At 43.2% G+C, this 26,954-nt stretch carries 23 protein-coding genes; 11 read left to right on the forward strand and 12 right to left on the reverse strand.

The window, feature by feature from the left end:
* Positions 1 to 58: 58 nt before the first annotated feature.
* Together AC59GT_RS07485 and AC59GT_RS07490 are read right to left on the reverse strand one after the other, a co-directional pair.
* Entirely contained in the window at positions 59 to 541 is a 483-nt protein-coding gene (locus AC59GT_RS07485) for a GNAT family N-acetyltransferase (protein ID WP_497237048.1), read from the reverse strand.
* A gap of 15 nt (positions 542 to 556) precedes the next feature.
* Positions 557 to 1,246 (reverse strand): YggS family pyridoxal phosphate-dependent enzyme, encoded by a 690-nt coding sequence (locus AC59GT_RS07490; protein WP_497237049.1) that lies wholly within the window; start codon positions 1,244 to 1,246, stop codon positions 557 to 559.
* Between the two features lie 43 nt (positions 1,247 to 1,289).
* Between AC59GT_RS07490 and AC59GT_RS07495 the strand changes: the two genes are divergently transcribed.
* Together AC59GT_RS07495 and AC59GT_RS07500 are read left to right on the forward strand one after the other, a co-directional pair.
* Positions 1,290 to 1,667 carry a DUF4296 domain-containing protein gene (locus AC59GT_RS07495; protein WP_497237050.1) on the forward strand — a complete coding sequence of 126 codons (378 nt, stop codon included), beginning with the start codon at positions 1,290 to 1,292 and terminating at the stop codon, positions 1,665 to 1,667.
* Positions 1,648 to 4,011, forward strand: coding sequence for an endonuclease MutS2 (locus AC59GT_RS07500; RefSeq protein WP_497237051.1), 2,364 nt, complete (start codon positions 1,648 to 1,650; stop codon positions 4,009 to 4,011). Before AC59GT_RS07495 ends, AC59GT_RS07500 begins: the two co-directional genes overlap by 20 nt.
* 64 nt (positions 4,012 to 4,075) lie before the next feature.
* Here AC59GT_RS07500 and rseP read toward each other — a convergent pair whose 3' ends face one another.
* The 7 genes from rseP to AC59GT_RS07535 are packed head-to-tail and all read right to left on the reverse strand — an operon-like array spanning position 4,076 to position 11,368.
* Positions 4,076 to 5,404, reverse strand: coding sequence for an RIP metalloprotease RseP (rseP, locus tag AC59GT_RS07505; RefSeq protein WP_497237052.1), 1,329 nt, complete (start codon positions 5,402 to 5,404; stop codon positions 4,076 to 4,078).
* Between the two features lie 13 nt (positions 5,405 to 5,417).
* The gene (locus tag AC59GT_RS07510) at positions 5,418 to 6,593 is read right to left on the reverse strand and encodes a 1-deoxy-D-xylulose-5-phosphate reductoisomerase (RefSeq protein ID WP_497237601.1); all 1,176 of its coding nucleotides are present in this window, start codon (positions 6,591 to 6,593) and stop codon (positions 5,418 to 5,420) included.
* A gap of 27 nt (positions 6,594 to 6,620) precedes the next feature.
* Positions 6,621 to 7,145, reverse strand: a complete 525-nt coding sequence (locus tag AC59GT_RS07515; RefSeq protein ID WP_497237053.1) for a hypothetical protein — start codon at positions 7,143 to 7,145, stop codon at positions 6,621 to 6,623.
* A complete protein-coding gene (locus AC59GT_RS07520; RefSeq protein ID WP_497237054.1) occupies positions 7,142 to 8,653 on the reverse strand; it encodes a GH3 auxin-responsive promoter family protein in 1,512 nt (503 codons plus the stop codon). The genes AC59GT_RS07515 and AC59GT_RS07520 overlap by 4 nt, the downstream gene beginning before the upstream one ends.
* A 1-nt stretch (position 8,654) precedes the next feature.
* Entirely contained in the window at positions 8,655 to 9,389 is a 735-nt protein-coding gene (locus AC59GT_RS07525; protein WP_497237055.1) for a hypothetical protein, read from the reverse strand.
* Between the two features lie 7 nt (positions 9,390 to 9,396).
* Positions 9,397 to 10,365 carry a glycosyltransferase family 2 protein gene (locus AC59GT_RS07530; protein WP_497237056.1) on the reverse strand — a complete coding sequence of 323 codons (969 nt, stop codon included), beginning with the start codon at positions 10,363 to 10,365 and terminating at the stop codon, positions 9,397 to 9,399.
* A gap of 52 nt (positions 10,366 to 10,417) precedes the next feature.
* A complete protein-coding gene (locus tag AC59GT_RS07535; protein ID WP_497237057.1) occupies positions 10,418 to 11,368 on the reverse strand; it encodes a glycosyltransferase family 2 protein in 951 nt (316 codons plus the stop codon).
* 266 nt (positions 11,369 to 11,634) lie between these two features.
* Between AC59GT_RS07535 and AC59GT_RS07540 the strand changes: the two genes are divergently transcribed.
* Together AC59GT_RS07540 and AC59GT_RS07545 are read left to right on the forward strand one after the other, a co-directional pair.
* Positions 11,635 to 14,121 carry a T9SS type B sorting domain-containing protein gene (locus AC59GT_RS07540; protein ID WP_497237058.1) on the forward strand — a complete coding sequence of 829 codons (2,487 nt, stop codon included), beginning with the start codon at positions 11,635 to 11,637 and terminating at the stop codon, positions 14,119 to 14,121.
* A 41-nt stretch (positions 14,122 to 14,162) separates the two neighbouring features.
* Positions 14,163 to 16,763, forward strand: a complete 2,601-nt coding sequence (locus tag AC59GT_RS07545) for a M1 family metallopeptidase (protein ID WP_497237059.1) — start codon at positions 14,163 to 14,165, stop codon at positions 16,761 to 16,763.
* 70 nt (positions 16,764 to 16,833) lie between these two features.
* Here the strand turns inward: AC59GT_RS07545 and mqo are convergent, their stop codons facing one another.
* Entirely contained in the window at positions 16,834 to 18,333 is a 1,500-nt protein-coding gene (gene mqo, locus AC59GT_RS07550) for a malate dehydrogenase (quinone) (RefSeq protein ID WP_497237060.1), read from the reverse strand.
* Positions 18,334 to 18,586: 253 nt separating this feature from the next.
* Here mqo and AC59GT_RS07555 point away from each other — a divergent pair, with 253 nt between their 5' ends.
* A complete protein-coding gene (locus AC59GT_RS07555; RefSeq protein WP_497237061.1) occupies positions 18,587 to 19,102 on the forward strand; it encodes a hypothetical protein in 516 nt (171 codons plus the stop codon).
* A 272-nt stretch (positions 19,103 to 19,374) separates the two neighbouring features.
* A complete protein-coding gene (locus tag AC59GT_RS07560; protein WP_117381772.1) occupies positions 19,375 to 20,385 on the forward strand; it encodes a glutamine synthetase beta-grasp domain-containing protein in 1,011 nt (336 codons plus the stop codon).
* Between the two features lie 30 nt (positions 20,386 to 20,415).
* Here the strand turns inward: AC59GT_RS07560 and AC59GT_RS07565 are convergent, their stop codons facing one another.
* The gene (locus AC59GT_RS07565; protein ID WP_497237062.1) at positions 20,416 to 20,829 is read right to left on the reverse strand and encodes a gamma-glutamylcyclotransferase family protein; all 414 of its coding nucleotides are present in this window, start codon (positions 20,827 to 20,829) and stop codon (positions 20,416 to 20,418) included.
* 171 nt (positions 20,830 to 21,000) lie between these two features.
* On the opposite strand from AC59GT_RS07565, the gene AC59GT_RS07570 reads away from it, so the two are divergent.
* From AC59GT_RS07570 to AC59GT_RS07580, 3 genes are read left to right on the forward strand one after another with little or no spacing between them, the layout of a single operon-like run.
* Entirely contained in the window at positions 21,001 to 22,359 is a 1,359-nt protein-coding gene (locus tag AC59GT_RS07570; protein ID WP_497237063.1) for a glutamine synthetase family protein, read from the forward strand.
* A 50-nt stretch (positions 22,360 to 22,409) separates the two neighbouring features.
* The gene (locus tag AC59GT_RS07575) at positions 22,410 to 23,480 is read left to right on the forward strand and encodes an SGNH/GDSL hydrolase family protein (protein WP_497237064.1); all 1,071 of its coding nucleotides are present in this window, start codon (positions 22,410 to 22,412) and stop codon (positions 23,478 to 23,480) included.
* Between the two features lie 5 nt (positions 23,481 to 23,485).
* Positions 23,486 to 24,574, forward strand: coding sequence for an SGNH/GDSL hydrolase family protein (locus AC59GT_RS07580; protein ID WP_497237065.1), 1,089 nt, complete (start codon positions 23,486 to 23,488; stop codon positions 24,572 to 24,574).
* 264 nt (positions 24,575 to 24,838) lie between these two features.
* On the opposite strand, the gene AC59GT_RS07585 is transcribed toward AC59GT_RS07580, so the two are convergent.
* A complete protein-coding gene (locus AC59GT_RS07585) occupies positions 24,839 to 25,387 on the reverse strand; it encodes a hypothetical protein (protein ID WP_497237066.1) in 549 nt (182 codons plus the stop codon).
* Positions 25,388 to 25,540: 153 nt separating this feature from the next.
* On the opposite strand from AC59GT_RS07585, the gene AC59GT_RS07590 reads away from it, so the two are divergent.
* Together AC59GT_RS07590 and AC59GT_RS07595 are read left to right on the forward strand one after the other, a co-directional pair.
* Positions 25,541 to 26,242 (forward strand): CoA transferase subunit A, encoded by a 702-nt coding sequence (locus tag AC59GT_RS07590; RefSeq protein WP_497237067.1) that lies wholly within the window; start codon positions 25,541 to 25,543, stop codon positions 26,240 to 26,242.
* A gap of 10 nt (positions 26,243 to 26,252) precedes the next feature.
* Positions 26,253 to 26,909, forward strand: coding sequence for a 3-oxoacid CoA-transferase subunit B (locus AC59GT_RS07595; protein WP_497237068.1), 657 nt, complete (start codon positions 26,253 to 26,255; stop codon positions 26,907 to 26,909).
* The last annotated feature ends 45 nt before the right edge of the window (positions 26,910 to 26,954 follow it).

Here is a 26,954-nt window from a genome sequence, read left to right on the forward strand (position 1 = left end):
CCAAACTGACACGATGAAAAAACAATCAACACAGTACAAACCCAAAACAATATTCTCATTACATCAAATTTAAAACCTGCTCTTTAGAAAGCGATGCGTTTAGCCATCCGGCTTCTATATTCGCCTCGTACTTCCGGTAAAAATTAATAGCCGGTTCGTTCCAGTCAAGCACCTGCCAAACCATACCGTTAAAGCCAAGTTCGCGGGCTTCCTGTATTAGCCGGTCAAACAACAGTTTACCAAAACCCTTGCTGCGGTAAGCTTCCGTTATGATCAAGTCTTCAAGATACAAGCGCTGGCCTTTCCAGGTAGAAAAGCGGATGTAATACATCGCAAATCCAACTATTATCCCGTCTACTTCTACAACAAAAGCTTTCCAAACAGGTTTGCTGCCAAAGCCGGCTTCTTCAAATTCCTGCAGTGTAATGGTAACTTCCTCCGGCGCGCGCTCAAAAAGTGCTAGCTCATGTACAAGTTCCAGCAATCGTGGGCAATCTTTTTTTACCGCTATGCGGAGAGGGCTGGTTTTTTGTTCACTCATGCTAAGTAAATCTTATTAATTATTTTTCCAGTGCTTTATTACGCGGCTTCCAAATATGGTACTTCCTAGTCTCACCAGGTTACTGCCTTGCTCAATGGCTAGCTTGTAATCAGACGACATGCCCATCGACACAATATTAAACGAATCTTCCTTGCGAAAAAAACTAACCTTAACACCGTCAAAAAAAGTCTTCAACTCGTAGTATTCTTCCTTTATCTGCCGCTCTGCGTCTGTATTAGTTGCTATTCCCATTAGCCCACGTATACGCACATTGGTTAATGCAGCAAATTCTTCACTCCGCAGCAGTTCTATAGCTTCGTCAAAACCCAGGCCATACTTGGTTTCTTCATCGGCAATATATATCTGCAGCAAGCAATCTATCACACGTTTATGTTTAAGGGCATGTTTATTGATCTCCTGCAGCAGCTTAATACTGTCTACAGATTCAATCATACTTATAAAAGGTGCTATGTATTTTACCTTGTTGGTTTGCAGATGACCTATTAAATGCCATTCTATATCCTTCGGCAAAGCTTCATACTTTTCGGTAAGTTCCTGCACTATGTTCTCACCAAACAGGCGTTGCCCAGCATTGTAGGCCTCCAGTATATCTTCATTGGGCTTTGTTTTTGATACAGCCAGTAACGTAATACCAATGCCGTCCGTTTCTTTTTTTAAAGCGCGGATATTATCTGTAATGCTCATTTATGCGTATTTTTGTACTTTATAAACGCCGCTAAATTACGTAATGCATAAACATATCATTGTGTTTTTTTCAGTATTGGTATTTTTGAGTGCCTGTAAAGAAGATACCCCAGCAGGAATACTTTCAGAAAACCGGATGGTAAATGTACTTACCGACATGCACATTACCGATGGCAGCCTTTATGTAGTGCCGCAAATTCCGGATAGCTTGTACAAGTATGGTGCGGAAAAGTATAGCGCGTTATTTAAAAAACACCACATAACCAGTGGACAATTCACCGCAAGCCTTCGCTACTATAGTAAGCAGCCTGTACAATTAACAGAAATGTACGATAAAATTGCTGCCAACGTTAAGGCCAAGGTAGATTCGTTAACGAAAAGCAACAACTCAAAAGTAAAAAATGCTCTACCCGCCCAATAGTGCCGATAAACTGGGTTTTACTGAAATAAAGGAATTGATAAAAACACACTGCCTCAGCGTTATGGGGCAGCAAATGGTTGATAAAATTGGTGTAATGACCAATTACGACCAAGTGGTGAAATTCCTGAACCAGGCAAACGAATTTAAGAACATACTGCAGAACGATGACGCGCTGCCCATAAACCACTTTTACGATATTAAGTCGCTGGCCAATAAGGCCAGGATAGAAGGCGCTTTCTTATCTGAGGAGGAATTCTTCCAGGTACAGGCATCATTAACAACAGTGTTTGGTGTCATAGCTTACTTCAATGAGCGTGTCGGGGTATACCCTAATCTGGAGGCGTTGTTTGAACATCTTCCGATAGAAAAGGCGATCATCAGGAAAATAGACCAGGTAATTGATCCTAAAGGCAAGATACGCCATAATGCTTCACGCGAGTTGCTAGAGATAACTAGTGGTATCGCGAAAGCCGAACAGGAGGCACGCCGTAAAATAGACCAGATATTTAAGAATGCTGCTGCTAACAACTGGACAGCAGATGGCTCGCTGACTATACGCGACGGCAGATTATGTATACCTATGCTTGCCGAAAATAAGCGTAAGGTGAAGGGCTTTGTTCATGACGAATCTGCGTCTGGGCAAACCGTTTACCTGGAACCTGAAGAGGTATTTACCCTTAACAATCGTATACGAGACCTGGAATTTGACCGCCGCAGAGAGATCATCAAAATACTTACGGCGCTTACAGATGAACTGCGGCCGTATGTTCCACTGCTGTTATCTTATCATGGGTTACTCACTAAATTAGACTTTGTACGTGCAAAGGCATTGTTCGCCATTGATATCGAAGCTGAAATGCCCAAGGTAGTGAACGAAGCCAAGCTAAAGCTATTTAACGCCCGGCACCCGCTGCTGTATCTAAATTTTAAAAGGGAACAGAAAACTGTAGTGCCGCTTAATATGTCAATAGACGATGGTACACGTATAATAGTTGTTTCGGGGCCTAATGCGGGTGGAAAATCGGTTTGTATGAAAACGGTTGGCTTACTGCAAATGATGGTACAGGCAGGGTTGCTTATACCTGCAAGCGCAGACAGTATTGCAGGTGTTTTTAAGCAGCTGTTTGTTGATATAGGCGATGATCAGTCGATAGAGAGTGACCTGAGTACTTATAGTGCGCATCTTTCCAAAATGAAGAACTTTGTAGAGAACGCCAACGGCAAAACTATGGTACTTATAGACGAATTTGGTACGGGTACCGACCCTCAGTTTGGTGGCCCCATTGCTGAAGCAGTACTAGAAGCGCTGAACCATAAAAAGGTAAGGGGAATGGTAACAACCCACTACTCTAACTTGAAAATATTTGCCAGCAATACCGAAGGCATTGAGAATGCTTCTATGCTGTTCAATAATACGGAAATGCAGCCGCTGTACATGCTAGAAGTAGGTAAACCAGGCAGTTCTTATGCATTTGAGATTGCCCAGAAAATTGGCCTGCCACAATACGTATTAAACCTTGCACGAAACAAAATAAGCACAGGTCAAAAAAAGGTAGACAGCCTGCTGGTTGATCTGGAGCGTGAGAAGAAGGAAATTATTGATACGAAACAAAAGCTGAATAAGCAGCAGCAACGTGTAAATTCATTACTGGCGGAGAACGAGGAGCTAAAAACCTTTTTAGACGAGAACCGCAAAAATCTCATCCGTGAAGCAAAACAGGAAGCTAAAGATATTATACTAAATGCTAACAAGCTTGTTGAGAACACCATTGCCGAAATAAAGAGCAGCAATGCCGATAAAGGGGTTACCAAAACCCTGCGTGATAACTTGAATGCTGAGGTAAAGAAGAACACGATAAAAGCAGAGCAGGCAAAGACTGCAGTAAAGGTAGATGAAGAAATAAAGCCAGGTGACTGGGTAAAGTTGATAGACAGTGACACCACGGGCCAGGTAATGGAAGTTATTAAAGATAATGTGGTGCTGGCTATGGGCGAGTTGCGCACTGTGGTTAAAAAGAAGCGGGTAGAAAAAGTATCCAGATCTGCAGTGCCGAAAGAGCAGCGCCGGAGCAGTAATGTTTCTACTGGGGATATAGCGAGCTTTAGCCCCGAAATAGATGTGCGCGGCATGCGCACAGAAGATGCGCTGCATGCCATTGAAAAGTTGTTTGACAGGGCATTGATGATGGGCTACGGCAACTTAAAAATACTACATGGCAAGGGCGACGGGATCCTGCGAAAAATGATACGGCAATACTTAAAAAAATACGAACAGGTAGACAGAATGGAGGACGAGCACCCGGACAGGGGCGGAGACGGTATTACTTACGTTTACTTAAAGTAAGCAGTGTTATTACAAACAATAAAGGCCACGATATTCGTGGCCTTTATTGTTTGTAACAGGTTCTTTATTTCCTGACTATTTTCAGGATGTCATTACCAAAGGCAAACACCATAAGGGATATCAGCAGTACAAATCCAACAATTTGCGCCCGCTCCAGGAACTTATCACTAAGTGGTTTACCCTTTACAATTTCTATAAGCAGGAACACAGTGTGCCCGCCATCTAATCCGGGGATAGGCAGCAGGTTTGTTAATGCAAGCACCATAGAAAGGAAGCCTACAAGGCTCCAAAAGCGTAGCCAGTCTACATGATTGCCAAACTTTTGTGCAATGCCTATAGGGCTTGATATAGCTTTGGTGGCCTTCACCTGGCCAGCGAAAATCTTACCTATCCCTTTAGCATTGTCCCTGAACATTCCCCATGCCCGCGATGCGCCAACTGGCAAAGATTCTACAAAGCCGTAAGATATATGTTTAATACCCGGCTCGTTAACTTTTGGCCTGAAACCCAGTACAGCTTTATTGTTTACCATTGCTGATACCTTCTGTACGCTGTCAGCACGTTTTATGGTAAGTTCTACTTTCTTGTTTTTATTTGCCTTAAGCTGATCTTGCAATTGGTCAAAAAAGGTAACAGCAACGCCATTTACGGCCAAAATACTGTCTCCATGTTGCAAGCCGGCAGCCTGTGCGCCGCTTTTTGGTGCGACGGAGTCTACACTGAACTTGCTACGGGGTAACGGACTGATGAATTCATCTAAGCCAAGGTCAGACAGGTCGTTCAAAATTGTAGCTGGAACAGTAAGCATTTTTGTGTCTGCACCTCTAACAATAGTAAGCTGAGTTTTGTCCAATAAAACCTTTGAACTGATCACGTCTTCAAAGCGTTCTACAGGTTTGCCGTTTATAGCCACTATTTTATCGCCTGCCTGCAAGCCCATCTTTTTACCTATTACACCTGGCACAATACCATATTTGATATTGGCTACTGGTGTATAGCTTTCGCCGTACTTCATGGTAAGTATCCAGAAGATAAAGATGCCTACTATTATGTTGACTATAATGCCACCAAGCATCACAATCAGGCGCTGCCAGGCTGGTTTAGAGCGGAACTCCCATGGCTGCGGAGGACCGGACAATTGATCGGTATCCATTGACTCGTCGATCATACCGGCTATTTTAACATAACCTCCTAACGGAAGCCACCCAATTCCATATTCAACACCCTTATAATTAAACTTAAAAAGGCTTACACCCCAGGCATCAAAAAACAGGTAGAACTTCTCAACTTTTATATTGAAGGCGCGGGCAGCAATAAAGTGACCAAATTCGTGCAGTATAACCAGTATAGAAAGACCAAGTATTAATTGGCCAGACATTATCAAAACATCCATTCGTTATTTTATTCTAAGATCGTATAGCCTTTAACGGCTTTTTGGTAATTAAATTTTCCGCAAATATGCGTGTTTCTTTATCGGTATTCAAATAGTCATCCAGGGTAGGCTCGGCAAGGTAGCCTATATCCTGCATGCAGGTTTCAATTATATCGCTCATATCCAGAAAGCCGGTATTGTTTGCAAGGAAAGCCGCCACCGCAACCTCGTTAGCCGCGTTGATGATACATGGCATATTGCCGCCGCACTCGAGGGCTTTGTAAGCTAGTTCTAAGTTCCTGAAGGTTGCCGTATCTGGCTGCTCAAAACTTAGGTTCGGGTAAGATGTAAAGTTAAAACGGGCGAAGCTGCTTTTGACTCTCTGCGGATAAGAGAGCGCGTACTGTATAGGCAGCTTCATATCTGGTAAGCCCATTTGCGCCTTTATGGACCCATCTTCAAACTGAACCATAGAATGAATAATAGATTGCGGATGTACAATCACATCTATTTGGTCTGCCCGAAGATTAAACAACCATTTCGCCTCTATTACCTCCAGCCCTTTATTCATCAACGAAGCTGAATCAATAGTGATTTTGGCACCCATCACCCAGTTAGGGTGTTTAAGCGCGTTTTCTCGTGTCACCGTAGAAAGAAACTCACGATCTTTGCCCCTGAATGGCCCCCCCGATGCGGTAAGTATAATTTTTTCTACAGGATTCTGTTCTTCCCCGGTAAGGCACTGGAATATGGCGGAATGCTCGCTGTCTACCGGTAATATCTTCACTTTGTGTTCCTGAGCAAGCGCGGTAATAAGTTCTCCCGCAACAACAAGGGTTTCTTTATTTGCAAGAGCTATGTCTTTACCGGCTTTTATGGCGTTAATGGTAGGCTCCAGCCCCGAAAACCCAACCATAGCTGTAAGTACAATATCTATTTCGGCTTGGGTAACCAATTCCTTAATAGCATCATAGCCAGCCATCACTTTTGTAGGGAGGTGTATAAGCGCATCACGTACCTGCTGGTATTTACTCTTATCGCATATAACAGCATACTTCGGCTTAAATTCAAGTGCTTGCTCTATTAACGCTTCAGCATTTACATTGACAGTTAGTAAAAACACGTTGAAAAGCGCAGGATTTTGGCGAATAACATCAAGCGTTTGTGTACCTATGCTGCCAGATGAACCAAGAACGGCTATTTGTTTAATTATACTCAAGTTTAATTTAGATGTGTGTTATTGTTTTACCAGCTGACTGGATTTAAATACGTTTGTCCACTTAAAAACAAATACAGTCGGGATCCATTTAGCTTTTACTGCTACGAAGCTAACATATAAAGTTCTATCGCCTTGTATAGCGTAGTAAAGTTGTGATTCAGGGGCGGGCGAATTTTTGAATGAAGGCGATTCAATCTTAAATATCGTCCACTGCCGTCCCGCTCTTACACCATTTTCTAAAACGGTAAGTTTCGCCAGGGGTGCATTTTTTTGAGTAGTAGCAAAAAGCATCGGCGGTACTTTTGATATAGATGGCACGCGCATGTTTTTATAGGACATCATCGTGGCCATTATTGTCCAATTGTTCAGCGTCTCAGTACCGGGAATAAGCTCTATCATATTAGCCGACGACGTTTGCTGATTAGAGGCTACTTTCCATTTGTACTCTCCCGGCCAGGCTATCTTCAGGTTTTCTGTTCCCTGTCCGTTAGCCATCATTAATGATAGCAGCGAGAACATTAATATTGAAAATAGCTTTTTCATCTCGTTTGGTTTACAACATACTGCTTTAACTCGTCCGCTATCTTCCTGTCGTTTGATAGCCTGGGTACCTTGTTTTGGCCTCCAAGTTTACCCTGGCCACGCATGTAGTTTATAAAAGCGTCTTTTTTTAAACTATTGACTACTAACGGCCTCAAAATGTTACCCTCAATAAGGTCCATGTAGTAAATATTTTTTTTCTGAAGTGCCTTATCTACCTTCAAAGCAAAGTCTGCCAGGTTATTAGGCTCTTTTCCAAACTCTACAAACCATTCGTGAAAAGGCAGCTCGCCACTTGCGGGTGTTACCTGTGGCGCTACGGTAAATTCAATAACATCAACACCTTCTTCAGCGGCAACGCTCATTAAAGCTTGTTCAACTTCTTCGCCTATTACATGCTCTCCAAAAGCAGAAATGTAATGTTTTATGCGTCCGGTCACCACTATACGGTACGGGTTCTTGCTAACAAACTTTACAGTGTCCCCTAAACTATAACCCCAAAGCCCTGCGCTTGTGTTTAGTATCAATGCATAATTTTTATCCAGCTCAACATCTTTTAAGTTGATGCGGGTGGGGTTTTCATTATAATACTCTTCGCTGGGAATAAACTCATAGAAGATACCTGCATCAACCATTAACAGCAAACCCTTTTCAGTACGAGTATCCTGAAACGCGATAAATCCTTCAGATGCAGGATAGGTTTCTATACTGTCGATACCAAAGCCAATAGTCTCTTCCATACGCGCGCGGTATGGTTCAAAGTTTACACCGCCGTGGACGTATAATTTAAAGTTGGGGAAAATGTCTTTTATCTTTTTACCACCGTTCACGGCAGATAGCTTGTCAAAATACATTTGGCACCATGGCGGTATGCCCGAGATCAGGCGCATGTCCTCGTTTTGGGTCTCCTGCACAATTGCATCCACTTTTTCTTCCCAATCTTCTATGCAATTGGTATTGTAGGAGGGAAGCCTGTTTTTTTGCAAATACCCGGGAACGTGGTGCGCTACAATCCCTGAAAGCCGCCCGGTCTGAATACCTGCTTTTTTTGCAAGTACAGGGCTACCCTGCAAAAATATCATCTTACCATCTACAAACTTTGCGTTGCCTGTTTCATGGATGTAGCTTAGTAAAGCATTGCGTGCAGCCTTAATGTGTTCGGGCATACTTTCCTTTGAGATGGGAATATACTTTACACCGGAGGTAGTTCCCGATGTTTTTGCGAGGTAAGCCGGTTTACCCGGCCATATTACGTCTTTTTCACCGTCTACAACACGATCTATATACAACCTCAACTCTTCGTAATCGCGTACGGGAACTTTCTTTTTAAAGTCTTCGTAGCTTTCAATTGAAGAGAAATCATGATCCTTCCCAAAGGTTGTATTCTTAGCCGTAAAGATGAGATCACTAAATGTTTTCTGCTGCAGGGAAACCCCGTTTTGGCGAATGTGGTTCAATTCACGGTTTACCCACCAGGCAAATACTTTACTCAATGATGCTTTTAAACCCATGTTAGTTGGTTTCGGCAATATCATCGTCTACATCCTGGTGACTGTAGATAAGTTTACGATAGGTGACGGCGAGTATAATGTTTACAAAAGGATAGGTAAAAACAATTGTAATAGAGATGAGCGGAAAATATTGTGACAGCCAGGCTGGTATTGCTATAGAAATGATTATGCTTAGTAGTATCAGTACTACTTTCAATATGTAGCCTTTAGTCAAGTCAAAGCTTTGTTTAATAGACTCGATAGGGCCGGACGCGTCATCAACGATAAATGTGTTAAAAAACATAATGCGAAGAGCAAAGTACAGGCCAACAAGCGTTAGCACGTCTGTGATCACCAACCTTAAAATTGAATCATCTTCAAGATAATCCAAACCAATATTCACATTTGTAATAATGAAAGCGAATATAAAGATAACTCCCAAGTAGCTTAGTACCATCTTAAACGTGGGAACAATTTGCTTAAATTCAAACTCGTAATATTCATTATCAATCACGGTAAATATTAGTTTGTAAAGTCCAAGGGTGGTAAAAGCTTGTACAAAAATGCCTATGAACGATACTATCATCGTACCTGCAAAATCTTTTTCCGATGGAGAGTAGGTGAAAGAGATGATCACGCCAATAACAATCAGCAACAGAAAAGAAAGGATCGAATAAATAATTATAACCGCAAAGTTCTTTTTAAGAAGATCCCAGGAAGTCTTAAGGGTTTCCCCAACGGAAAATGGATGGTACATACTACTCTTATGATCTTTTTAACACCACACGCTTCCAGTAATCCTGCATAAATCCTAACCCGTAGGCAGTCAGTTGTGTGAAGGCAGCTATCACGCTCAAAAATGCAATTTTAAGCGATTTGTTTTTCCACCAGGCATGAAAAAATATCAACAAAATAATCAATACCAACACTGCATTGCACAATACTGCTATTTGCCATCGTAAAAGGTTGGCTGCAAACGTAAATATAATTCCAAGCGTAAAAAGTGCCGGAAAAAAGTGCACGGCTTTTAGCTCCGATGGAAAAAATTTATAAATGTTTATTCTTGACCTACCAAAAAAATGTAGTTGCTTATAAAACTTTAAGAAATCTGTACGGCGCTTATGATAAACAATTGCCTCAGGTATAAGCCCAATTTTAAAACCAAGTGAATGCACCCTGATGCTATACTCAATATCTTCTCCGAGACGGGTAATTATGAACCCGCCGGCTTTTTCCCAAACCTGCCTGGAGATACCCATATTAAAGCTGCGCGGATGAAATTGCCCGATAGCCTTTTTACTGCCACGTATACCGCCAGTTGTAAATGGGGACGTCATACTATAGCTAATGGCCTTTTGAACCGGCGTAAATGATTCATGGGCTCCGTCCGGGCCGCCGTATGCATCCAGCCAATTAGTGCTTAACGAGTCGTTAACAATTTGCAGGTAATCAGCAGGTATCAGGCAATCTGAATCAAAGATGATAAAGTAATCTCCTTTTGCTCGTTCGAAACCAAAGTTGCGGGTGAAGCCTTGTCCTTCGTTTGCCTTTTCGAAATACCGGATATCAAGTTTGTCTTGATAGCCGCTAACAATATTATCAGCTTTGTTAGTAGAGCCATCCTCTATCACCAATACCTCGAAGTGCTTGTACGTTTGCTGTACAAGTGTTGCAAGCAGCTCATCAATCTCTTGAGGGCGGTTATAAAGGGGTATTATTATCGAAAAAAACATTGAAACTATTTAGAGAACACAGGTAAATGGTAGTTTAATAAAACAGAACAGCCTAAACGGTTTCTTCGATCTGGTACCTGTTCCTTTCGGGAGCATTTCTTGATACCAACTCCGCAACAAAGCCGGTAAGGAAGAGTTGCGAACCAAGAACAATTGCAACCAATGCTAAATAAAATAAGGGATTGTCTGTAATATCACGATAATGCTCGTGTTTTGCTATCAGGTATAGCTTTTCACCCATTATCCATAACGCCAATACAGTACCTGCGAAAAAGCTCAGCGTGCCCATAGTGCCAAAAAAGTGCATTGGCCGCTTGCCAAATTTGCCTACGAAAAATATGGAAAGCAAGTCGAGAAAGCCGTTAATGAACCGGCTCCAACCAAATTTGGTTTTGCCGTATTTACGGGCGCGGTGTTCCACAACCTGTTCGCCAATTTTTGTAAACCCGGCCCACTTTGCTAACACCGGAATGTAGCGGTGCATTTCGCCATACACTTCTATATTCTTAACAACAGTTTTTCTGTAGGCCTTAAGTCCGCAGTTAAAATCGTGCAGGTTATTTATACCGCTCATCTTGCGTGTAGCGGCATTAAAAAGTTTTGTAGGTATGGTTTTACTTAGCGGATCGTATCGTTTGGCCTTCCAGCCAGAAACCAGGTCGTACTTATCTTCCGTAATTCGGCGGTACAAGCCGGGTATCTCATCCGGGCTATCCTGCAGGTCGGCATCCATAGTTATGATGACTTCCCCACGCGCAGCTTCAAACCCGGTGTTCAGGGCTGCAGACTTACCATAGTTGCGCCTGAACTTAATTCCATAGATGAAGGGATTGCTCTCCTTTAAACGGCATATCATGTCCCAGGAGCCATCACGGCTGCCATCATCCACCAAAATTATCTCATATGTATAATTGTTATCGTTCATTATCCGGCTTATCCACGAGGTAAGCTCAGGCAACGATTCTACTTCATCATACAACGGTACTACTACAGATATATCCATTTATAAAGGCACCTTGCGTAAGGTAAGCCGCAAAAATAGAAAAAAGACCCAACGGTTAAAAAAACATTGTTGTAGGGCAATGGGTGATGAGGTTTGCGTTAAAATATTTTTTGGTATAACAAGTTATTTATACTTTTATGTATTGATTAAATCCTGCTCACAATGCTCTTGATAACACCGTCGAAGTACTGTATAAGTGCTACCCTTAGGCCCCTCCCGCCAGTACTGTATTCTACGATAGTCTCTTACCTTTAATAATCGGTGGTGTGAGAAAAATCATCTTCTTACTGTGCTTTTTGTACAGCGGATCACTACTTGCTCAAAAACAGGGGAACATCTGGTATTTTGGTAGTTATGCAGGGGTTAATTTTAATACCTCGCCACCTACCGCGCTAACCGACAGCAAAATGGCAGCCTTTGAGGGCTGCTCCAGCATTGCAGACGCAGAAGGAAATCTTTTATTTTATACCGACGGCCTTACTGTGTTCAATAAAAAACATGAGACCATGGAAAATGGTTCGGGCTTAAACGGAAATTCGTCTTCAACGCAGTCCGGAGTAATAATTCCTCAGCCTGGTAACCCTGATTTATACTATGTTTTCACTATAATAGACGTGGGTGGTTCTATGTATTACTCTGTTATAGATATTTCGAAGCAAGGTGGATTGGGTGAGGTTATTGAAAAGAATCATCTACTTTTAGAAAAGTCGACAGAAAAGATTACTGCCGTAAAACATCAAAATGGTGGAGATATTTGGGTCATTACGCATGAATATCTTTCTGATAAATTCTTGTGCTATCTTATAACAAAAGATGGGCTGCAATTAACACCGGCGGTGTCTGCAGTAGGAACTTATATGGCAGAAAGCGCTTCAAGTACTATTGGATATATGAAAGCTTCACCAAAAGGAGATAAGTTAGCCGCTGCCATGGACTACAACGCCCACCTGGTAGAAGTTTATGACTTTGATAAATCCACCGGAAAGGTAACTAACCCTCAAACTATAACGGGTTTCCAGGGCACTGGTCCGTATGGAGTGGAATTTTCTCCCAATGGTAACTTTTTGTATATTTCTGAGGAAGGTCCAAATCTTTATCAGGTGAAGATGCCTGTAACAACAGGTAATATCAATGCCAAGGGGTCGCTAATAGCCACCTCTTCTGGATTTGGTGCAATGCAGCTCGCTACTGACGGGAAAATATATGTATCCGTGTTCGGTAACGGATATCTACATGCTATAGAGCAACCAAATTTAGAAGGTAAGAATTGTGAGTATAAAAAAGACGCCATATATCTTGAAGGCAAGAACACCACATTTGGCTTGCCAAATTTCATTCAAAGCTATTTTGCAGAGGTAGCATTTTCGGCTGTGGGAACATGTATAGGCGAAACAACTAATTTCAAGATGAACACTTCACTTGAGAAGATCCAAAGCATGAAATGGAATTTCGGGGATCCTGCATCCCCCGATAATACATCAGCTACAGCAACTCCAAGTCATAATTACGCCACTGTAGGTACTTATCCTGTAACGCTGGAAGTTTTACATAATGGGGAAACAACAAAGTTTACTAAAGATGTTGTAATAGCGCCATTACCCCAAGTAGATCTCGGTAAGGATGTTACACTTTTCTACGGGCAAACACTACAGCTTGACGCAGGCAATCCCGGCAGTACTTACAAATGGAGTAATGGTACAACATTGCAAAATTTGTTAGTTACTGCCCCTGGTACCTATAGTGTAGAAGTTACCAGTTCGGCGGGTTGTAGCTCAAGCGGATCCATAAACATTAAATATGACCAGGTAATTGACGTATCGTTACGTACAGACACTGTGATATGCAAAGACGAAACCATAACGCTCGACGTAAAATTACCCGGCGCAACATACCTATGGTCTACCGGTAGTACGGCATCTTCCATTAGCCTGAACCAGCCGGGCACATATTCGGTAACTATTACCAATGCTTATCAAAACCGTACAAAAACGCTGTCAATCAACGTTGCAGAATACCAATTTGCGCCTGTTACCGTAACCAGTAACACAATCCTTTGCGAATGGGGTAGTACATCTATTAACGTGAAGGGTGCTAAAGCGAAAGAAAAATACAGGTGGTTTGACGCTAATAAGAATTTCGTTGAAGAAAATTCAGGCACGCTCTTTACCGGTATTATCCGTAGGGACACCACAGTGTATGCTCAGCTTACCAACGGTAAATGCGAGAGTACCTTATATCCGGTCACGTTAACTTTTGATAAGCCACTTGCTACTATTTACAACAAGGATACCATTGTAACCTTGGGCGACGTGGTTAAACTTAAAGGTACGGGTTCAAAGTATTATCGCTGGGTGCCCGACACCTATCTTGACAATGCAAACATAGCTGCACCAACCAGTACCCCTGATGACGATATAACTTACCAGCTAATTGTGTCTAATGACAATGGATGCTCGGATACATCCACTGTGACCATACTTGTCAAAAAGCAGGTGGTAATACCAAACACTTTTACCCCTAATGGTGATGGTATAAACGATGTGTGGAATATTAAGTATGTAGACAGGTTGTTAGGTAATCACCTTTACATTTATAACCGTAATGGCTCGATAATAAAAGACATAAAATATTACACAGGCGGTTGGGACGGAACCAACAACAGCGGTAAGCCTCTTCCTGCAGGTGTTTACTATTATGTTATACAACTAGATGAAAAGAATAAACAATCTGGCTATGTCACAATCATCAGGTAGCATTTTGGTTTATTTACTAAAAACTATATCACTCATCAACTATGAAAATTATTTCACTGGCACTTTCTGTGCTCCTTGCGGCAGGCTCCTACACGCTTCATGCGCAGGATACTACATCAACCAAATCAAAGTACGATCAGCACAAAGTGTTTAACCCGCTTTTCTATTTTGGAAAAGGCACAGAGTTCCGCTCTGCATCTGGTGCGCCCGGCGTTAAATACTGGCAAAACCGCGCCGATTATAAAATTGACGCCAAATTGGATACGGCTGCGCACCGTATTACGGGCAGCACTATAATAACCTACACAAACAATAGTCCTGACCCATTGAGCTTTTTATGGCTGCAGTTGGATCAGAATATTTATAAAGAGGATTCCCGCGGGCAAGCAACAACCGTTGTTGGCGGCGGTCGCTTCGCAAATACAAGCTTTACAAAGGGCTACGAGATTAAATCGGTAACTATTATAAAAAACGGCAAAGCTGAAACACTTGTTTACCGCGTTACAGACACCCGTATGCAAATACGCCTAAAAGATACGCTGCGGTCATCTGGAGCTAAGCTTCAGATAAAAATAGAATATGCTTATACCGTACCTGAATACGGCACCGACCGCACCGGCCGTTTGAAAACACCCCAAGGCTGGATATACGACATAGCGCAATGGTATCCACGTATGGAAGTTTATGATGATGTGAGCGGATGGAACACCATACCTTATATGGGTTCATCTGAGTTTTACCTGGAGTATGGTAATTTCGACTACACCATTACTGCGCCAGCAAGCCTGGTTATTGTAGGCTCAGGTGAATTAATTAACCCTAACGAAGTGCTTACCGCAACAGAACTTAAGCGCCTTGCACAAGCGCGCACAAGTGACAAAACAGTCATGATAAAAGACTCGGCAGATGTGGTTGGTGGTAATGCTTACCTGAAAAAGCCTACACTCACCTGGCATTTTGTGTGTAAAAACTCACGTGATGTTGCCTGGGCAGCTTCAAAAGCCTTTGTATGGGATGCCGCACGCATTAATCTTTCAAATGGTAAAAAAGCTTTGGCGCAGTCGGTATATCCTATATCAAGCGGTGGTAAAGGTGCTTATGGCCGTTCTACCGAATACGTAAAAGCTGCAATTGAGCTTTATTCGGGCAAATGGTTTGAATATACTTACCCGGTTGCCACCAATGTTGGCGGTCCGGTTAGTGGTATGGAGTACCCGGGAATTGTGTTCTGCAGCCATGAGAGTGAAGGAGGTGGTTTATGGGATGTTACTAACCACGAGTTTGGCCATAACTGGTTCCCGATGATAGTAGGCTCTAACGAACGTAAGTATGCCTGGATGGATGAAGGTTTCAATACCTTTATAAATAAGGTAGACACCAAACAATTTAACAGCGGAGAGTACTATCACCGTGATGAGGTACAAGCCGACGCGCCAAGCATGTTCAGTGCTGATGCAGACGCCATCATGAATACACCGGATGTTATCCAGTCTTCTTACCTGGGCTACGCTGCGTACGAGAAGCCAGCTGCGGGTCTAATGATTTTACGCGAGCAAATATTGGGCGAAGAACGGTTTGACTATGCATTTAAAACTTACATTAAACGCTGGGCGTTTAAGCATCCAACACCTTGGGATTTCTTCCACAGTATGGATAATGCAGCAGGAGAGGACCTGAGCTGGTTTTGGAACGAATGGTTCCTGAATACCTGGACGCTGGACCAGTCTGTAAAAAGCATAGCCTATATAAAGAATGATCCATCCCAAGGCTCGCTTATCACCATTGAGAATCTAGGAGAAATGGCCTTACCTGCTATAGTCTACGTAAAGGAAGAAAATGGAAAAAGCAGTACCGTTAAGTTGCCCGCAGAAATATGGCAGCGTGGACCAGAATGGACCTTCGCTTATAAATCCACTTCAAAAATTTCCTATGTAACATTAGACCCCGAAGGTGTACTGCCCGATATTAATCCGGAAAATAATTCATTAAGCGGTCAGGAAGTTGCCAAAGGCATAACGGCACAAACAGTTATACAGAACTACATCAGCGCTGTAGGAGGTGAGGGAAGGCTTAAAGATGTAAAAGACCTGACCGTAACCGGCGAAGCAACTCTGCAGGGTGTGGCGTTGAAATTGACAACCAAATACAAGCAGCCGGATAAGTTCAACATGAATTTGATTGCGCCGTCTTACAACAACTTTGTGGTCTCGAATATTGTAATCAATGGCGACAGCGTACGCATGGTGCAATTCAACCGGCCATCTGATGTATCAAAAGAAGCAAAAGGCGTACGCAATAGGTACAAGTTATTTCCTGAGCTGGATTATGGTAAAACCGGGTATACTTTAACACTGGCACCTAACTTACAGGTTGTACACGATAAACTTGCTTACATGATCACCATCACCAACCCTGAAGGTGTGCGTGTTAAGCACTGGTACGATGTTAAAACAGGTTTAAAAATTAAGCGCGTAACAGATATCGCGGGAAGTTCACCAACAGAATACGACGACTATAAAGGAATACCAACAGGAGTAAAAATTCCTTTTAGCGAAAAGACCAGTATAGGCGGCGCAGCTACTGCAATCAAGATAACTGACGCAAGTGTAAACACTGGAATATCAGATGCTGATTTCAAGTAATCGACTAACAGCATAAAGAAAGAGGCCAAAGTGAATACTTTGGCCTCTTTCTTTTATAACGATGTCTAGCTTAAATCAGCCCCAACACTCCGCTTGTTCTTGCCCTCGTTGCATCAGCTAAAGCTTCATCTTTACTAAGCGATTGCCCTAATGATGGTATCATTTGCTTCAGTTTATTTTGCCATTCGCCTGTGCCTGATTGTGTTTTAAAGCAACGGCTGATCAGATCTATCATAATAGGAACTGAGGTAGACGCACCCGGAGAGGCACCAAGCAGTGCAGATATGCTTCCATCTGCGGCGGTAACTACTTCTGTTCCAAATTCAAGCACGCCAGTGTGTTCCTGATCTTTTTTAATAATTTGCACGCGCTGGCCGGCCACTTCCAGTTGCCAGTCTTCTGCTTTTGCTTCAGGAAAGTATTCTTTTAAAGCATTCAACCTGTCGGCAGGCGATTGCATTACCTGGCCAATTAGGTACTTGGTAAGCGGCCAGTTATCTCTGCCCACCGCAAGCAGTGGGAGTATGTTATTTGGTTTTATAGAACCAAATAGGTCCAGAAGCGATCCTTTCTTCAAGAATCTTGTAGAAAAGCCTGCATATGGCCCAAAAAGCAACTCTTTTTTGCCGCCGATATTTCTTGTATCCAGGTGCGGTACAGACATCGGCGGAGCACCCACAGACGCTTTACCATAAACCTTAGCCCAATGTTTTTCAACTATCGCGGGGTTGTTGCAAACCAGCCATTGGCCGCTTACAGGGAAGCCGCCAAAGCCCTTGCTCTCTGCAATGCCGGATTTTTGCAGCAGCGGCAGAGCGCCCCCGCCAGCACCTACAAATACAAATTTGGTATTCAGCCTCCTCTTTTTGCCGGTAACCTTATCCGTGACTGTAATGCGCCACGTATTGTCGCTGTTTCGTTTAATGTCGTTTACGTCATGGTTAAGGCTCAAGCCAACATTTGCTTGTTTACTTAGGTTGGCGAAAAGGCTGCGGCTCAGTGCGCCAAAGTTTACGTCGGTGCCTATGTCCATGTAAGTGCCGGCAACTTTTTGGCTGGCGTCACGGCCTTCCATTACCAGCGGCATCCATTTTCTTAGCTGCTCATGATCTTCTGAGTACAGCATATCCTTAAAAAAGTGGTGCTTAGTTAATAAGCGATGGCGTTCTTTCAGGAACTTTACATTTTCTTCGCCCCATACAAAGCTTATGTGCGGCACTTTGCTGATAAAGCTTTCCGGGCTGCCTACCTGTCCTTTTTCTACAAGGTGCGCCCAAAACTCTTTACTTATCTCAAATTGCTCGGCTATTTGAATGGCTTTGTTTGTGGTGATTGTTCCATCTTTTTTCTGCGGGGTATAGTTAAGCTCGCAAAAAGCAGAGTGTCCGGTACCCGCGTTGTTCATCGCGTCAGAACTTTCGGCGGCAATGGTGTCCAGCCTTTCAAAAATCTCAATAGAAATATCCGGCTGCAGCTCTTTTAGCATTACACCAAGTGTGGCGCTCATAATGCCCGCGCCAATTAAAACCACATCAACCACCGAATTAGATACTGTACTGCCGTTACTCATGATATTACCGAATGCCAAAGATACATTCAAACAAATAGCCTGCCGATAAAAGCCGCTTTTGAAATGTTAAATGATAAAAATTTTACACTGATGGACTGTACAAAGGTGTTATCCTACAGCAAAGTGTAAATCGGACAATATTAATAAATTTCGGGCTAAAAATTTCACAAAAACGTTTAAACAGCTATTTGTTACCATAGTGCCATTCACACAAAACTTCTTTTTGCAGGTTAAGTATAAAAACCATTATAAAATGAGCATATCATCTTTTGGAGCACTTATGGCTATAATATGTTTTGGAGTGTTGTCGTGCAACAACAATAAGCCGAAGCCAGCGTCTGACACTATAGGGCGGACAACTGTTATGTTGAACGGGAAGAAAGACAGCGTTATCAATAATCCACAAAAGAATTACGGCAACGCAACAATTGCGGAGCCCTGTGTTAAATGCCTGCTGCAGGTGATCCAGGCTGATGACAATTATAAGAAGAGTACATTAAACATACCCGACGTGAAATACGTTGTGAACTACGTTAAGACCGCTATGCCCGAAGATACGGTGACGGAAGTTAAAGCAACAAACGCCTTACGGGTTGACGTTATAAACAAAAGCCGACAACCTCAAAAGCTCTCTGCATTTTTATATGATAACAGTAAGGCCAAGCTATATTTCCTGTCAGGCAAAAGCAAAAATGAGCTAAAGGTTGACAGTGTTGGATTGATGAAGATCAGGAACAGTTGCTACTGGGGCGTAGCTTCCGGGAAGTAAATCTACTGCTGATAAGCTTAATGAAAGCGGCAACCGTAAAAGTTGCCGCTTTTTGCTTTTCAGTAGTAAATCTAAATTTAGAGCTAAAATCTATGAAACTGATAGGTATTTAATCGATTTTAGAATTAAACTTGAACTTTATTACTGATTTTTATAAAATTTATAAACAATACTATGAATTTTATAAAAATAATTTAAATTCGCCATATAATTTAGAAGTACAAACTCTGCGATAACTATAAATTAAACTTAAAATTACAAAACACATTAAAATGGCAACAAAACTCGAGTACATCTGGCTTGACGGCTACAAACCAACTCAAAGCCTGCGTAGTAAAACAAAAATTGTTAAAGAATTTAGTGGCAAGGTAGAAGATCTGGATAACTGGAGCTTCGATGGTTCTTCAACCGAGCAGGCACCAGGTGGTTCGTCAGATTGTATTTTGAAACCAGTTTTTGTTGTTCCTGATCCGGCAAGAAAATCAGCTTACCTGGTAATGTGCGAAGTGTTAGATTCTACCGGCAAGCCACACGAGTCTAACGGCCGTGCGCTTATCGAAGATGATGATAACGATTTCTGGTTCGGTTTTGAGCAGGAGTACTTCCTGTGGGATCCTGAAACCAACAAACCGCTTGGTTTCCCGGCAGGTGGTTACCCAGGTCCGCAAGGCCCTTACTACTGTTCGGTAGGTGCTAAAAATGCTTACGGACGCGAAATTGTTGAAGAGCACCTGGATGTTTGTTTAGAAGCAGGTCTTAACGTTGAAGGTATCAATGCAGAAGTTGCTGCCGGACAATGGGAGTTCCAAATATTTGCAAAAGGCGCAAAAGAAGCAGGCGACCAGATTTGGGTTGCACGTTACTTGCTTGAGCGTATAGGCGAAAAGTACGGAGTTGCAATAAACTGGCATTGCAAGCCGCTTGGCCAGCTTGACTGGAATGGCTCTGGTATGCACGCTAACTTCTCTAACACCCTGTTGCGTACAGCTAACAGCGAAGAGAAGTTCAAGGCAGTTTGCGAATCATTCCGCCCTGCAGTTGCTGAGTGTATTGCTGTGTATGGTGCAGATAACGATCAGCGCTTGACTGGTAAACACGAAACCGCTTCAATTCATGACTTTAGCTACGGCGTATCTGACCGTGGTGCTTCTATCCGTATCCCGCTTTACGCTGTTGATCACAACTGGAGCGGTTACCTGGAAGATCGTCGTCCTAACTCTGCTGCCGATCCATACAAAGTTGCAGCAGTTATTATCAAAACAGTCAAATCTGCAAAAGTTTAAATACCCCTAGTTCTATCTTTATCCCCCGGCTTAACTACCCGGGGGATTTTTTTTGTGATAATATTCCAAATAGTCTCCGCCTTCTACCACCACCAGGTTTTCTACCGATAGATTATACTGGTACACCCATGATTCTAGATAGCCCTGTGCGGTAAGTACGCTGGTTTTTGTTCTGATGTAAAGGTTTGGCTGCTGCTCATCCGGTCCATAGCCTTCGTAAGCGTCAATCTCGGCCATTATCAGCGGGCTTTCTATAACGTAAATGCTGCCATATACGTAACTAGCATTATCATCTAATATAAGCCCGGGGTATTCGCCAACGTCGTAAAGCTTACCTTTTACTTTCCCCGTGCTTACGAGTAAGCAATGCTTGCGCAGGTACTTTCCAAACGCGTTATGCTGCTGCAGAAGTGTGCCGTAAACAAATAGATAGTCTTTTTGCATCAGTGTATTAATAATCTTGAACCGGAATCAATGATTACATGAATGATCAGAGTCCTGGTAAATTCTTTAATTCTGAAAAATCAAGTTCATATAATAGAAATTCCTGTTACGCTGTGGTAAAACAAATCATCATTTATAAAATTACTAACTTGCATTCATTAATAAACCACCATGAACCGCGAACAAGTAATAACCTATATAAAAGACAACAATATTCAGAAAGTTAAATTTGCTTTCGCAGATATAGATGGCGTTTTACGCGGAAAGGTTATCAGCACTAAAAAGTTTCTTGAAGGGCTAAAAACCGGTTACGGTTTTTGCGATGTTGTGTTTGGATGGGATAGCAACGATGTGGTTTACGATAATGTAGATATCACCGGCTGGCACAGCGGTTACCCGGATAGGTTATGTTTTATTGACCTGGCCACTATGCGTAATGTGCCTTGGCAAGACGATATTCCCTTTTTTCTTGCTGATTATAGTGGCCCTAACGGGTTAACCGTACCGGCAGACCCCCGAAGCTTGTTAAAAAAGATAGCTGAAGAATGTAAAGCAAGGGGCTACCATGCGGAGTTTGCCCAGGAGTTTGAGTGGTTTAATTTTAAGGAGACACCGCAAACGCTTCAACAAAAAGGATTTGCCAACATGGAGCCACTAACACCGGGTATGTTTGGCTACTCTATATTGCGAATTTCCCAAAATGATGCATTTTATGCTGATCTCTTTAATTTATTAACTCGTTTTAAAATACCTGTGGAAGGCCTGCATACCGAGACCGGCCCGGGTGTATATGAAGCAGCAATTGAACATTGCGAAGTGTTGCAAGCAGCTGATAACGCGGTTCTTTTCAAAACAGCTGTAAAGGAGATTGCTGCCAAACATGGCATAGCTGCCACCTTTATGGCTAAGTGGAACCAGGAACTACCAGGCTGTAGTGGCCACATTCACCAAAGCCTTTGGACAGAAGAAAACGGCGAAAACCTATTTTATGATGGTACAGACGCGAATAAGATGAGCGAACTGCATAAGCAGTATTTAGCCGGGCAATTGTACTGCCTGCCACACCTGCTGCCCATGTATGCGCCTACCATTAACAGTTATAAGCGGCTTGTAGAAGGGGCCTGGGCACCAACTACCATCACCTGGGGAGTAGAAAACCGCACCACGGCTCTGCGCGTGATAAACACGTCTGTGGGTTCAACCCGTTTGGAAACGCGCATTCCCGGGTCAGACACCAACCCGTACCTGGCAATAGCCGCTGCGTTGGCTTCAGGCTTATACGGCATTAAAAACAAGCTCAAACTTAATATACCCCAAACTATTGCCAACGGCTATCAGGATAAAACACATGGATCGTTGCACAGCAACCTTTTTGATGCTGCAACAGCAATGCAAAATTCTTCGGTAGCAAAAGAGCTGTTCGGAGAAGGCTTTGTTCAGCACTTTACCCAAACCCGCTTGTGGGAACACCGCCAATATGCCAAAAGTGTAAGCGACTGGGAACTGAAACGTTATTTCGAGATCATTTAATAGGAGCAGCTTGCGCTTGCTCAAGAAACTTATTACAGTTATTTTGCAGTATGTTAAAACGTTACCTTTTATTTCTACTACTAGCGGCAGGTACCGCCTGCAAAGCAGATACGGTTGTGCCCTTTAATGACCCCAATATACACTACATGGGGCGAATCGGCATGACGGCAGATGCTGCGAAACTTACCTGGACGGCATCATCTGTAGTTATTAACTTTACCGGAACCGGTGCTAAAGCTACCCTGAGCGACGACACTGGTTTTGATTTTGTTACGGTAGTGATAGATGGTAAGGTGATGGCCACCCTGCAACCAAAAAAATACAGGCAGGAGTTTGTGTTAGCAAGCGGACTGAACGCGGGTAAACACAAACTGGAGCTTTTTAAGCGCACTGAGTATGACATGGGCACGCTGATGTTTTACAAGTTTACACTTGATGGAGACGGCAAGATATTGCTACCACCTGCTTATAAACACAGGATAGAATTTTACGGGAACTCCATTACTTGTGGTTATGCTATTGAAGACAAGGAAGGGAAGGACAGGGGGACCTACGAGTTTGAAAATGGTTATAAAAGCTACGCGAATATTACAGCGCGGCACTTTAATGCCGATAATTACTGTATAGCTAAAAGTGGGATAGGGGTAGTGATCAGTTGGTTTGATTATGTGATGCCGGACATATACGACAGGGTAGCGGCGCATGACTCCATCGCAAAATGGGACTTTACTAAGTACACCCCTGAAGTTGTAGTTGTAAACCTGTTTCAGAACGACTCCTGGTTAGTGCTAAAGCCTGAACATGAGCAGTTTAAAAAACTATTTGGCGACACACCACCCACAGCGGAGTTCATTGTAAAAAGATACCAGGAATTTATCGGTAAGATCCGGTCTAAGTACCCGTCTGCCAAAATTATCTGTGCACTGGGAAGTATGGATGCAACAAAAAAGGATTCTCCATGGCCTGGATATATAGAGAAAGCCGTAGGTAACATGAAGGATAAGAACATCTACACGCATTTCTTTCCATATAAGAACACGCCTGGGCACCCAAGCGAAAAAGAACAGCAGGAGATGGCCGATAGCCTGATAGGGTTTATTACCAAAAAAATAGAGTGGTAAGCCCAATGCGACGCTATCGCTTATTGGTTTTTACTTGTGTAGCGTTATTGTTAATCTCGCAATTTGCCTGTAAGCCAAAACCTACAATTAATTTTAACGATCCCCACATTCGGTATACTGGTCGCATTGGACGCAAAGACGATGCTGCTGAGCTGAGCTGGACAGCTTCATCGGCCACCATCAATTTTAAGGGTACAGGTGTAAGCGCGGTTTTTAACGATACCAAGGGATACGACCTGCTGACCATTGTAGTTGACGGTAAGGTTGTAAACACAATACAACCAAAACGAGGAAAATACAAGAAGTACCAGCTAATATCTGATTTGCCCGATACCATGCATCGACTTGAACTATTTAAACGTACCGAGGCAGAGAACGGGACGTTATTGTTAAGGGGATTTTCTATTGAAGGTAGCGGGACTTTGCTGCCGCCTCCCACATTCAAGCACCGGATAGAATTTTACGCCAATTCCATCACCTGCGGGTTCTCTCTTGAAGACCCTGAAGGAAAGGACAGGGGAGATTATGGTTATGAGAACGGCTTTTTATCGTACGCCAACCTTACAGCACGCCATTTTGATGCGGAATATTACTGTATAGCCAAAAGCGGGATAGGGGTAACAGTAAGCTGGTCGCCCAACATTATGCCGGAACTTTACAATCGTGTGAACGTAGATGACGCTACGCGGCTGTGGGACTTTAATAAATATACGCCCGAGTTGGTTGTGGTAAACCTGTTCCAGAACGACTACCACTTGGTTAACCTTAAGGATCACAAAGAATTTAAACACCGCTTTGGCAGCACTCCGCCAACGCCTGGATTTTTAGTAGCCAAGTATATAGAATTTATTCAAACCATCAGAAGCAAGTACCCGAATACCAAGATTATTTGTGCGATGGGCAGTATGGACAGTGTGGAGCCAGGCTCGCCATTTCCGGGCTATGTGGAGAAGGCCGTAGCGGAGTTGAAGGACAAAAATGTTTATACTTTATTCTTCCCTTACCTCGGCGCGCACCGCCATCCAAACGCTAAGGAACACCGGGCAATGGCAAAACAGCTGATCAATTTTATTCATGAAAAATTCGGTTGGTAACTGTCCCACTTAGTTTGATAATGAGGTGTCCCATCGATTTTAGAACTAAGCTGTAATAAAGTGATAATCGATTGTATAATAAGCTAATAGGTAAAATTAGTTAAACCTTTTGTACTGTCCCGGGGTGTCCCACATTAATGCCCTAATATATTGGTTGTTAGTTAATTAAGTATTTTAGCTGTCCCGGTGTCCCACTATCTAAGCGGGACACTTTGAACAAGAATACAAACAAAAAAGGCCGGAGTAAAACTCCGGCCTTTTTTGTTATTCACCAACTTTCTGCTGGTCTGGTAGTTCGTTATAACCCGGTATGTTGTTATCATCCTCAGACGGGGCACTTCTGTTTCCATCGTTGTCTGCAGTACCCTCTTCATAACTAACATTAGCGTCCTGCTGGCTATTTTCAGATGGTTCTGCATCCTGCTCCCGTCGCGGAGCATTGTCCTCGCTGTCCGACTGGCCTGCATTTGCACCATCAGCTGCCTGCGCGTAATTAGGCTGGCCCAGCTGGTTAGGGTCTTTAAAGTTATTGTGCTCGGGGTGTTCTTCCAGCGGTTCTGTCCGGCGGAAGTATTCGTTACTATAACCTGCGTTTTGTGACGGATTGTTTTTATCGTCGCCCGCCGGTGTGCCAACATTTTCTCCAAAGGACTGGCCGCCGTAACCTTTACCTTCAAGGTTTGGCTCGTCGCCGCTTAGTTCGTCGTCGCCCTTGCCAAACAAGTAGGTACGGCGCAGGTCTTTTTCTTCTATAGCATCATCGTCTTCTACACGGTATGCGTTAGGTTGGGTGTTTTCTTCGTTAAGGGCCATGGTAATTATAGATTGATGTACCCGTATAAAACAAGATGCGTGCCAGTGTTGGCTACAGGGAATTGGTTGGTATCAGCCGGCGCTATCTACGGGAAAAGGATTATCTATGAACTAAAATCCCTACTTTCGCCTTACCAATTATACACTACTAACATGAACAAAGTTGTAAGCGGCGCCGATGAGGCCATCCGCGACATACAAGATGGCATGACCCTCATGCTAGGCGGCTTCGGCATGTGCGGCCTTCCCGAAAAATGTATCCTGGCGCTGGTGAAAAAAGGAGTGAAGGACCTTACCTGCATCTCCAACAATGCAGGCGTGGATGATTTCGGCATCGGCCTTTTACTGCATCGGCACCAGGTTAAAAAGATGATATCCTCCTACGTAGGCGAGAATGCTGAGTTTGAACGTCAATTACTGAGCGGCGAATTGGAGGTAGAACTTATCCCGCAGGGAACACTGGCAACACGGTGTATGGCAGCAGGGTACGGAATGCCGGCTATATTTACTCCTGCCGGCATTGGTACCGAAGTAGCCGAGGGTAAAGAAGTGCGCAACTTTAACGGTAAGGATTATCTCATGGAAATGGCCTTTGATGCCGACTTTGCTATTGTAAAAGCCTGGAAAGGCGACAGATTAGGCAACCTTGTATATAGGTCTACCGCACGGAATTTTAACCCCGTTATGGCTATGGCCGGCAAAATTACCATTGCTGAAGTAGAAGAGCTTGTAGAGCCGGGTGAACTGGACCCGGATCATGTGCATACGCCGGGCATATACGTTCACCGCATTTTCCAGGGCGAAGATTATGAAAAAAGAATAGAGCAAAGAACCGTAAGGAAACGAGACAACTAGTAAGGGCATCATGTTAGACAAAACAGGAATAGCAAAACGCATAGCACGGGAGATAAAAGATGGTTACTATGTTAACCTTGGTATAGGCATTCCCACACTCGTAGCCAACTACATTCCAGATACAATGGACGTGGTGCTGCAGTCTGAAAATGGCTTGCTCGGAATGGGGCCATTCCCGTTCGAAGGTGAAGAAGACCCGGATGTTATCAACGCCGGTAAACAAACCATTACCATGCTACCGGGCTCCGCGGTTTTTGATTCAGCAATGAGCTTTGGAATGATTAGGGCACGCAAGGTGAACTTAACCATACTTGGTGCTATGGAAGTCTCTGAGAATGGTGATATCGCCAACTGGAAAATACCAGGTAAAATGGTGAAAGGTATGGGCGGTGCAATGGACCTGGTAGCATCCGCAGAGAACATTATTGTTGCTATGCAGCACATTAACAAAGCTGGTGAGTCCAAATTGCTGCCGAACTGTACGCTGCCGCTTACCGGGGTGAAATGCGTCAAAAAGATCGTGACTGAACTGGCGGTGCTGGACGTTTTGCCTGAAGGTGGTTTTAAGTTGATCGAACGTGCGCCGGGTATTAGCGTAGATGAGATAAAAAATGCCACAGCTGGCAAGTTATTAATTGAAGGGGATATTCCGGAGATGGTGATTTAAGTCAGTTAAGTTTGTAATATTAAAACTTTGACTAGCTAAAATACG

It is taken from the genome of Mucilaginibacter sp. 320_HR, from assembly GCF_059691875.1.

Coding starts and splice junctions, on each gene's coding strand:
- AC59GT_RS07485 (WP_497237048.1), bottom strand. CDS start 541: ATGAGTGAACAAAAAACCAGCCCTCTCCGCATAGCGGTAAAAAAAGAT.
- AC59GT_RS07490 (WP_497237049.1), bottom strand. CDS start 1,246: ATGAGCATTACAGATAATATCCGCGCTTTAAAAAAAGAAACGGACGGC.
- AC59GT_RS07495 (WP_497237050.1), top strand. CDS start 1,290: ATGCATAAACATATCATTGTGTTTTTTTCAGTATTGGTATTTTTGAGT.
- AC59GT_RS07500 (WP_497237051.1), top strand. CDS start 1,648: ATGCTCTACCCGCCCAATAGTGCCGATAAACTGGGTTTTACTGAAATA.
- rseP (WP_497237052.1), bottom strand. CDS start 5,404: ATGGATGTTTTGATAATGTCTGGCCAATTAATACTTGGTCTTTCTATA.
- AC59GT_RS07515 (WP_497237053.1), bottom strand. CDS start 7,145: ATGAAAAAGCTATTTTCAATATTAATGTTCTCGCTGCTATCATTAATG.
- AC59GT_RS07520 (WP_497237054.1), bottom strand. CDS start 8,653: ATGGGTTTAAAAGCATCATTGAGTAAAGTATTTGCCTGGTGGGTAAAC.
- AC59GT_RS07525 (WP_497237055.1), bottom strand. CDS start 9,389: ATGTACCATCCATTTTCCGTTGGGGAAACCCTTAAGACTTCCTGGGAT.
- AC59GT_RS07530 (WP_497237056.1), bottom strand. CDS start 10,365: ATGTTTTTTTCGATAATAATACCCCTTTATAACCGCCCTCAAGAGATT.
- AC59GT_RS07535 (WP_497237057.1), bottom strand. CDS start 11,368: ATGGATATATCTGTAGTAGTACCGTTGTATGATGAAGTAGAATCGTTG.
- AC59GT_RS07545 (WP_497237059.1), top strand. CDS start 14,163: ATGAAAATTATTTCACTGGCACTTTCTGTGCTCCTTGCGGCAGGCTCC.
- mqo (WP_497237060.1), bottom strand. CDS start 18,333: ATGAGTAACGGCAGTACAGTATCTAATTCGGTGGTTGATGTGGTTTTA.
- AC59GT_RS07555 (WP_497237061.1), top strand. CDS start 18,587: ATGAGCATATCATCTTTTGGAGCACTTATGGCTATAATATGTTTTGGA.
- AC59GT_RS07560 (WP_117381772.1), top strand. CDS start 19,375: ATGGCAACAAAACTCGAGTACATCTGGCTTGACGGCTACAAACCAACT.
- AC59GT_RS07565 (WP_497237062.1), bottom strand. CDS start 20,829: ATGCAAAAAGACTATCTATTTGTTTACGGCACACTTCTGCAGCAGCAT.
- AC59GT_RS07570 (WP_497237063.1), top strand. CDS start 21,001: ATGAACCGCGAACAAGTAATAACCTATATAAAAGACAACAATATTCAG.
- AC59GT_RS07575 (WP_497237064.1), top strand. CDS start 22,410: ATGTTAAAACGTTACCTTTTATTTCTACTACTAGCGGCAGGTACCGCC.
- AC59GT_RS07580 (WP_497237065.1), top strand. CDS start 23,486: ATGCGACGCTATCGCTTATTGGTTTTTACTTGTGTAGCGTTATTGTTA.
- AC59GT_RS07585 (WP_497237066.1), bottom strand. CDS start 25,387: ATGGCCCTTAACGAAGAAAACACCCAACCTAACGCATACCGTGTAGAA.
- AC59GT_RS07590 (WP_497237067.1), top strand. CDS start 25,541: ATGAACAAAGTTGTAAGCGGCGCCGATGAGGCCATCCGCGACATACAA.
- AC59GT_RS07595 (WP_497237068.1), top strand. CDS start 26,253: ATGTTAGACAAAACAGGAATAGCAAAACGCATAGCACGGGAGATAAAA.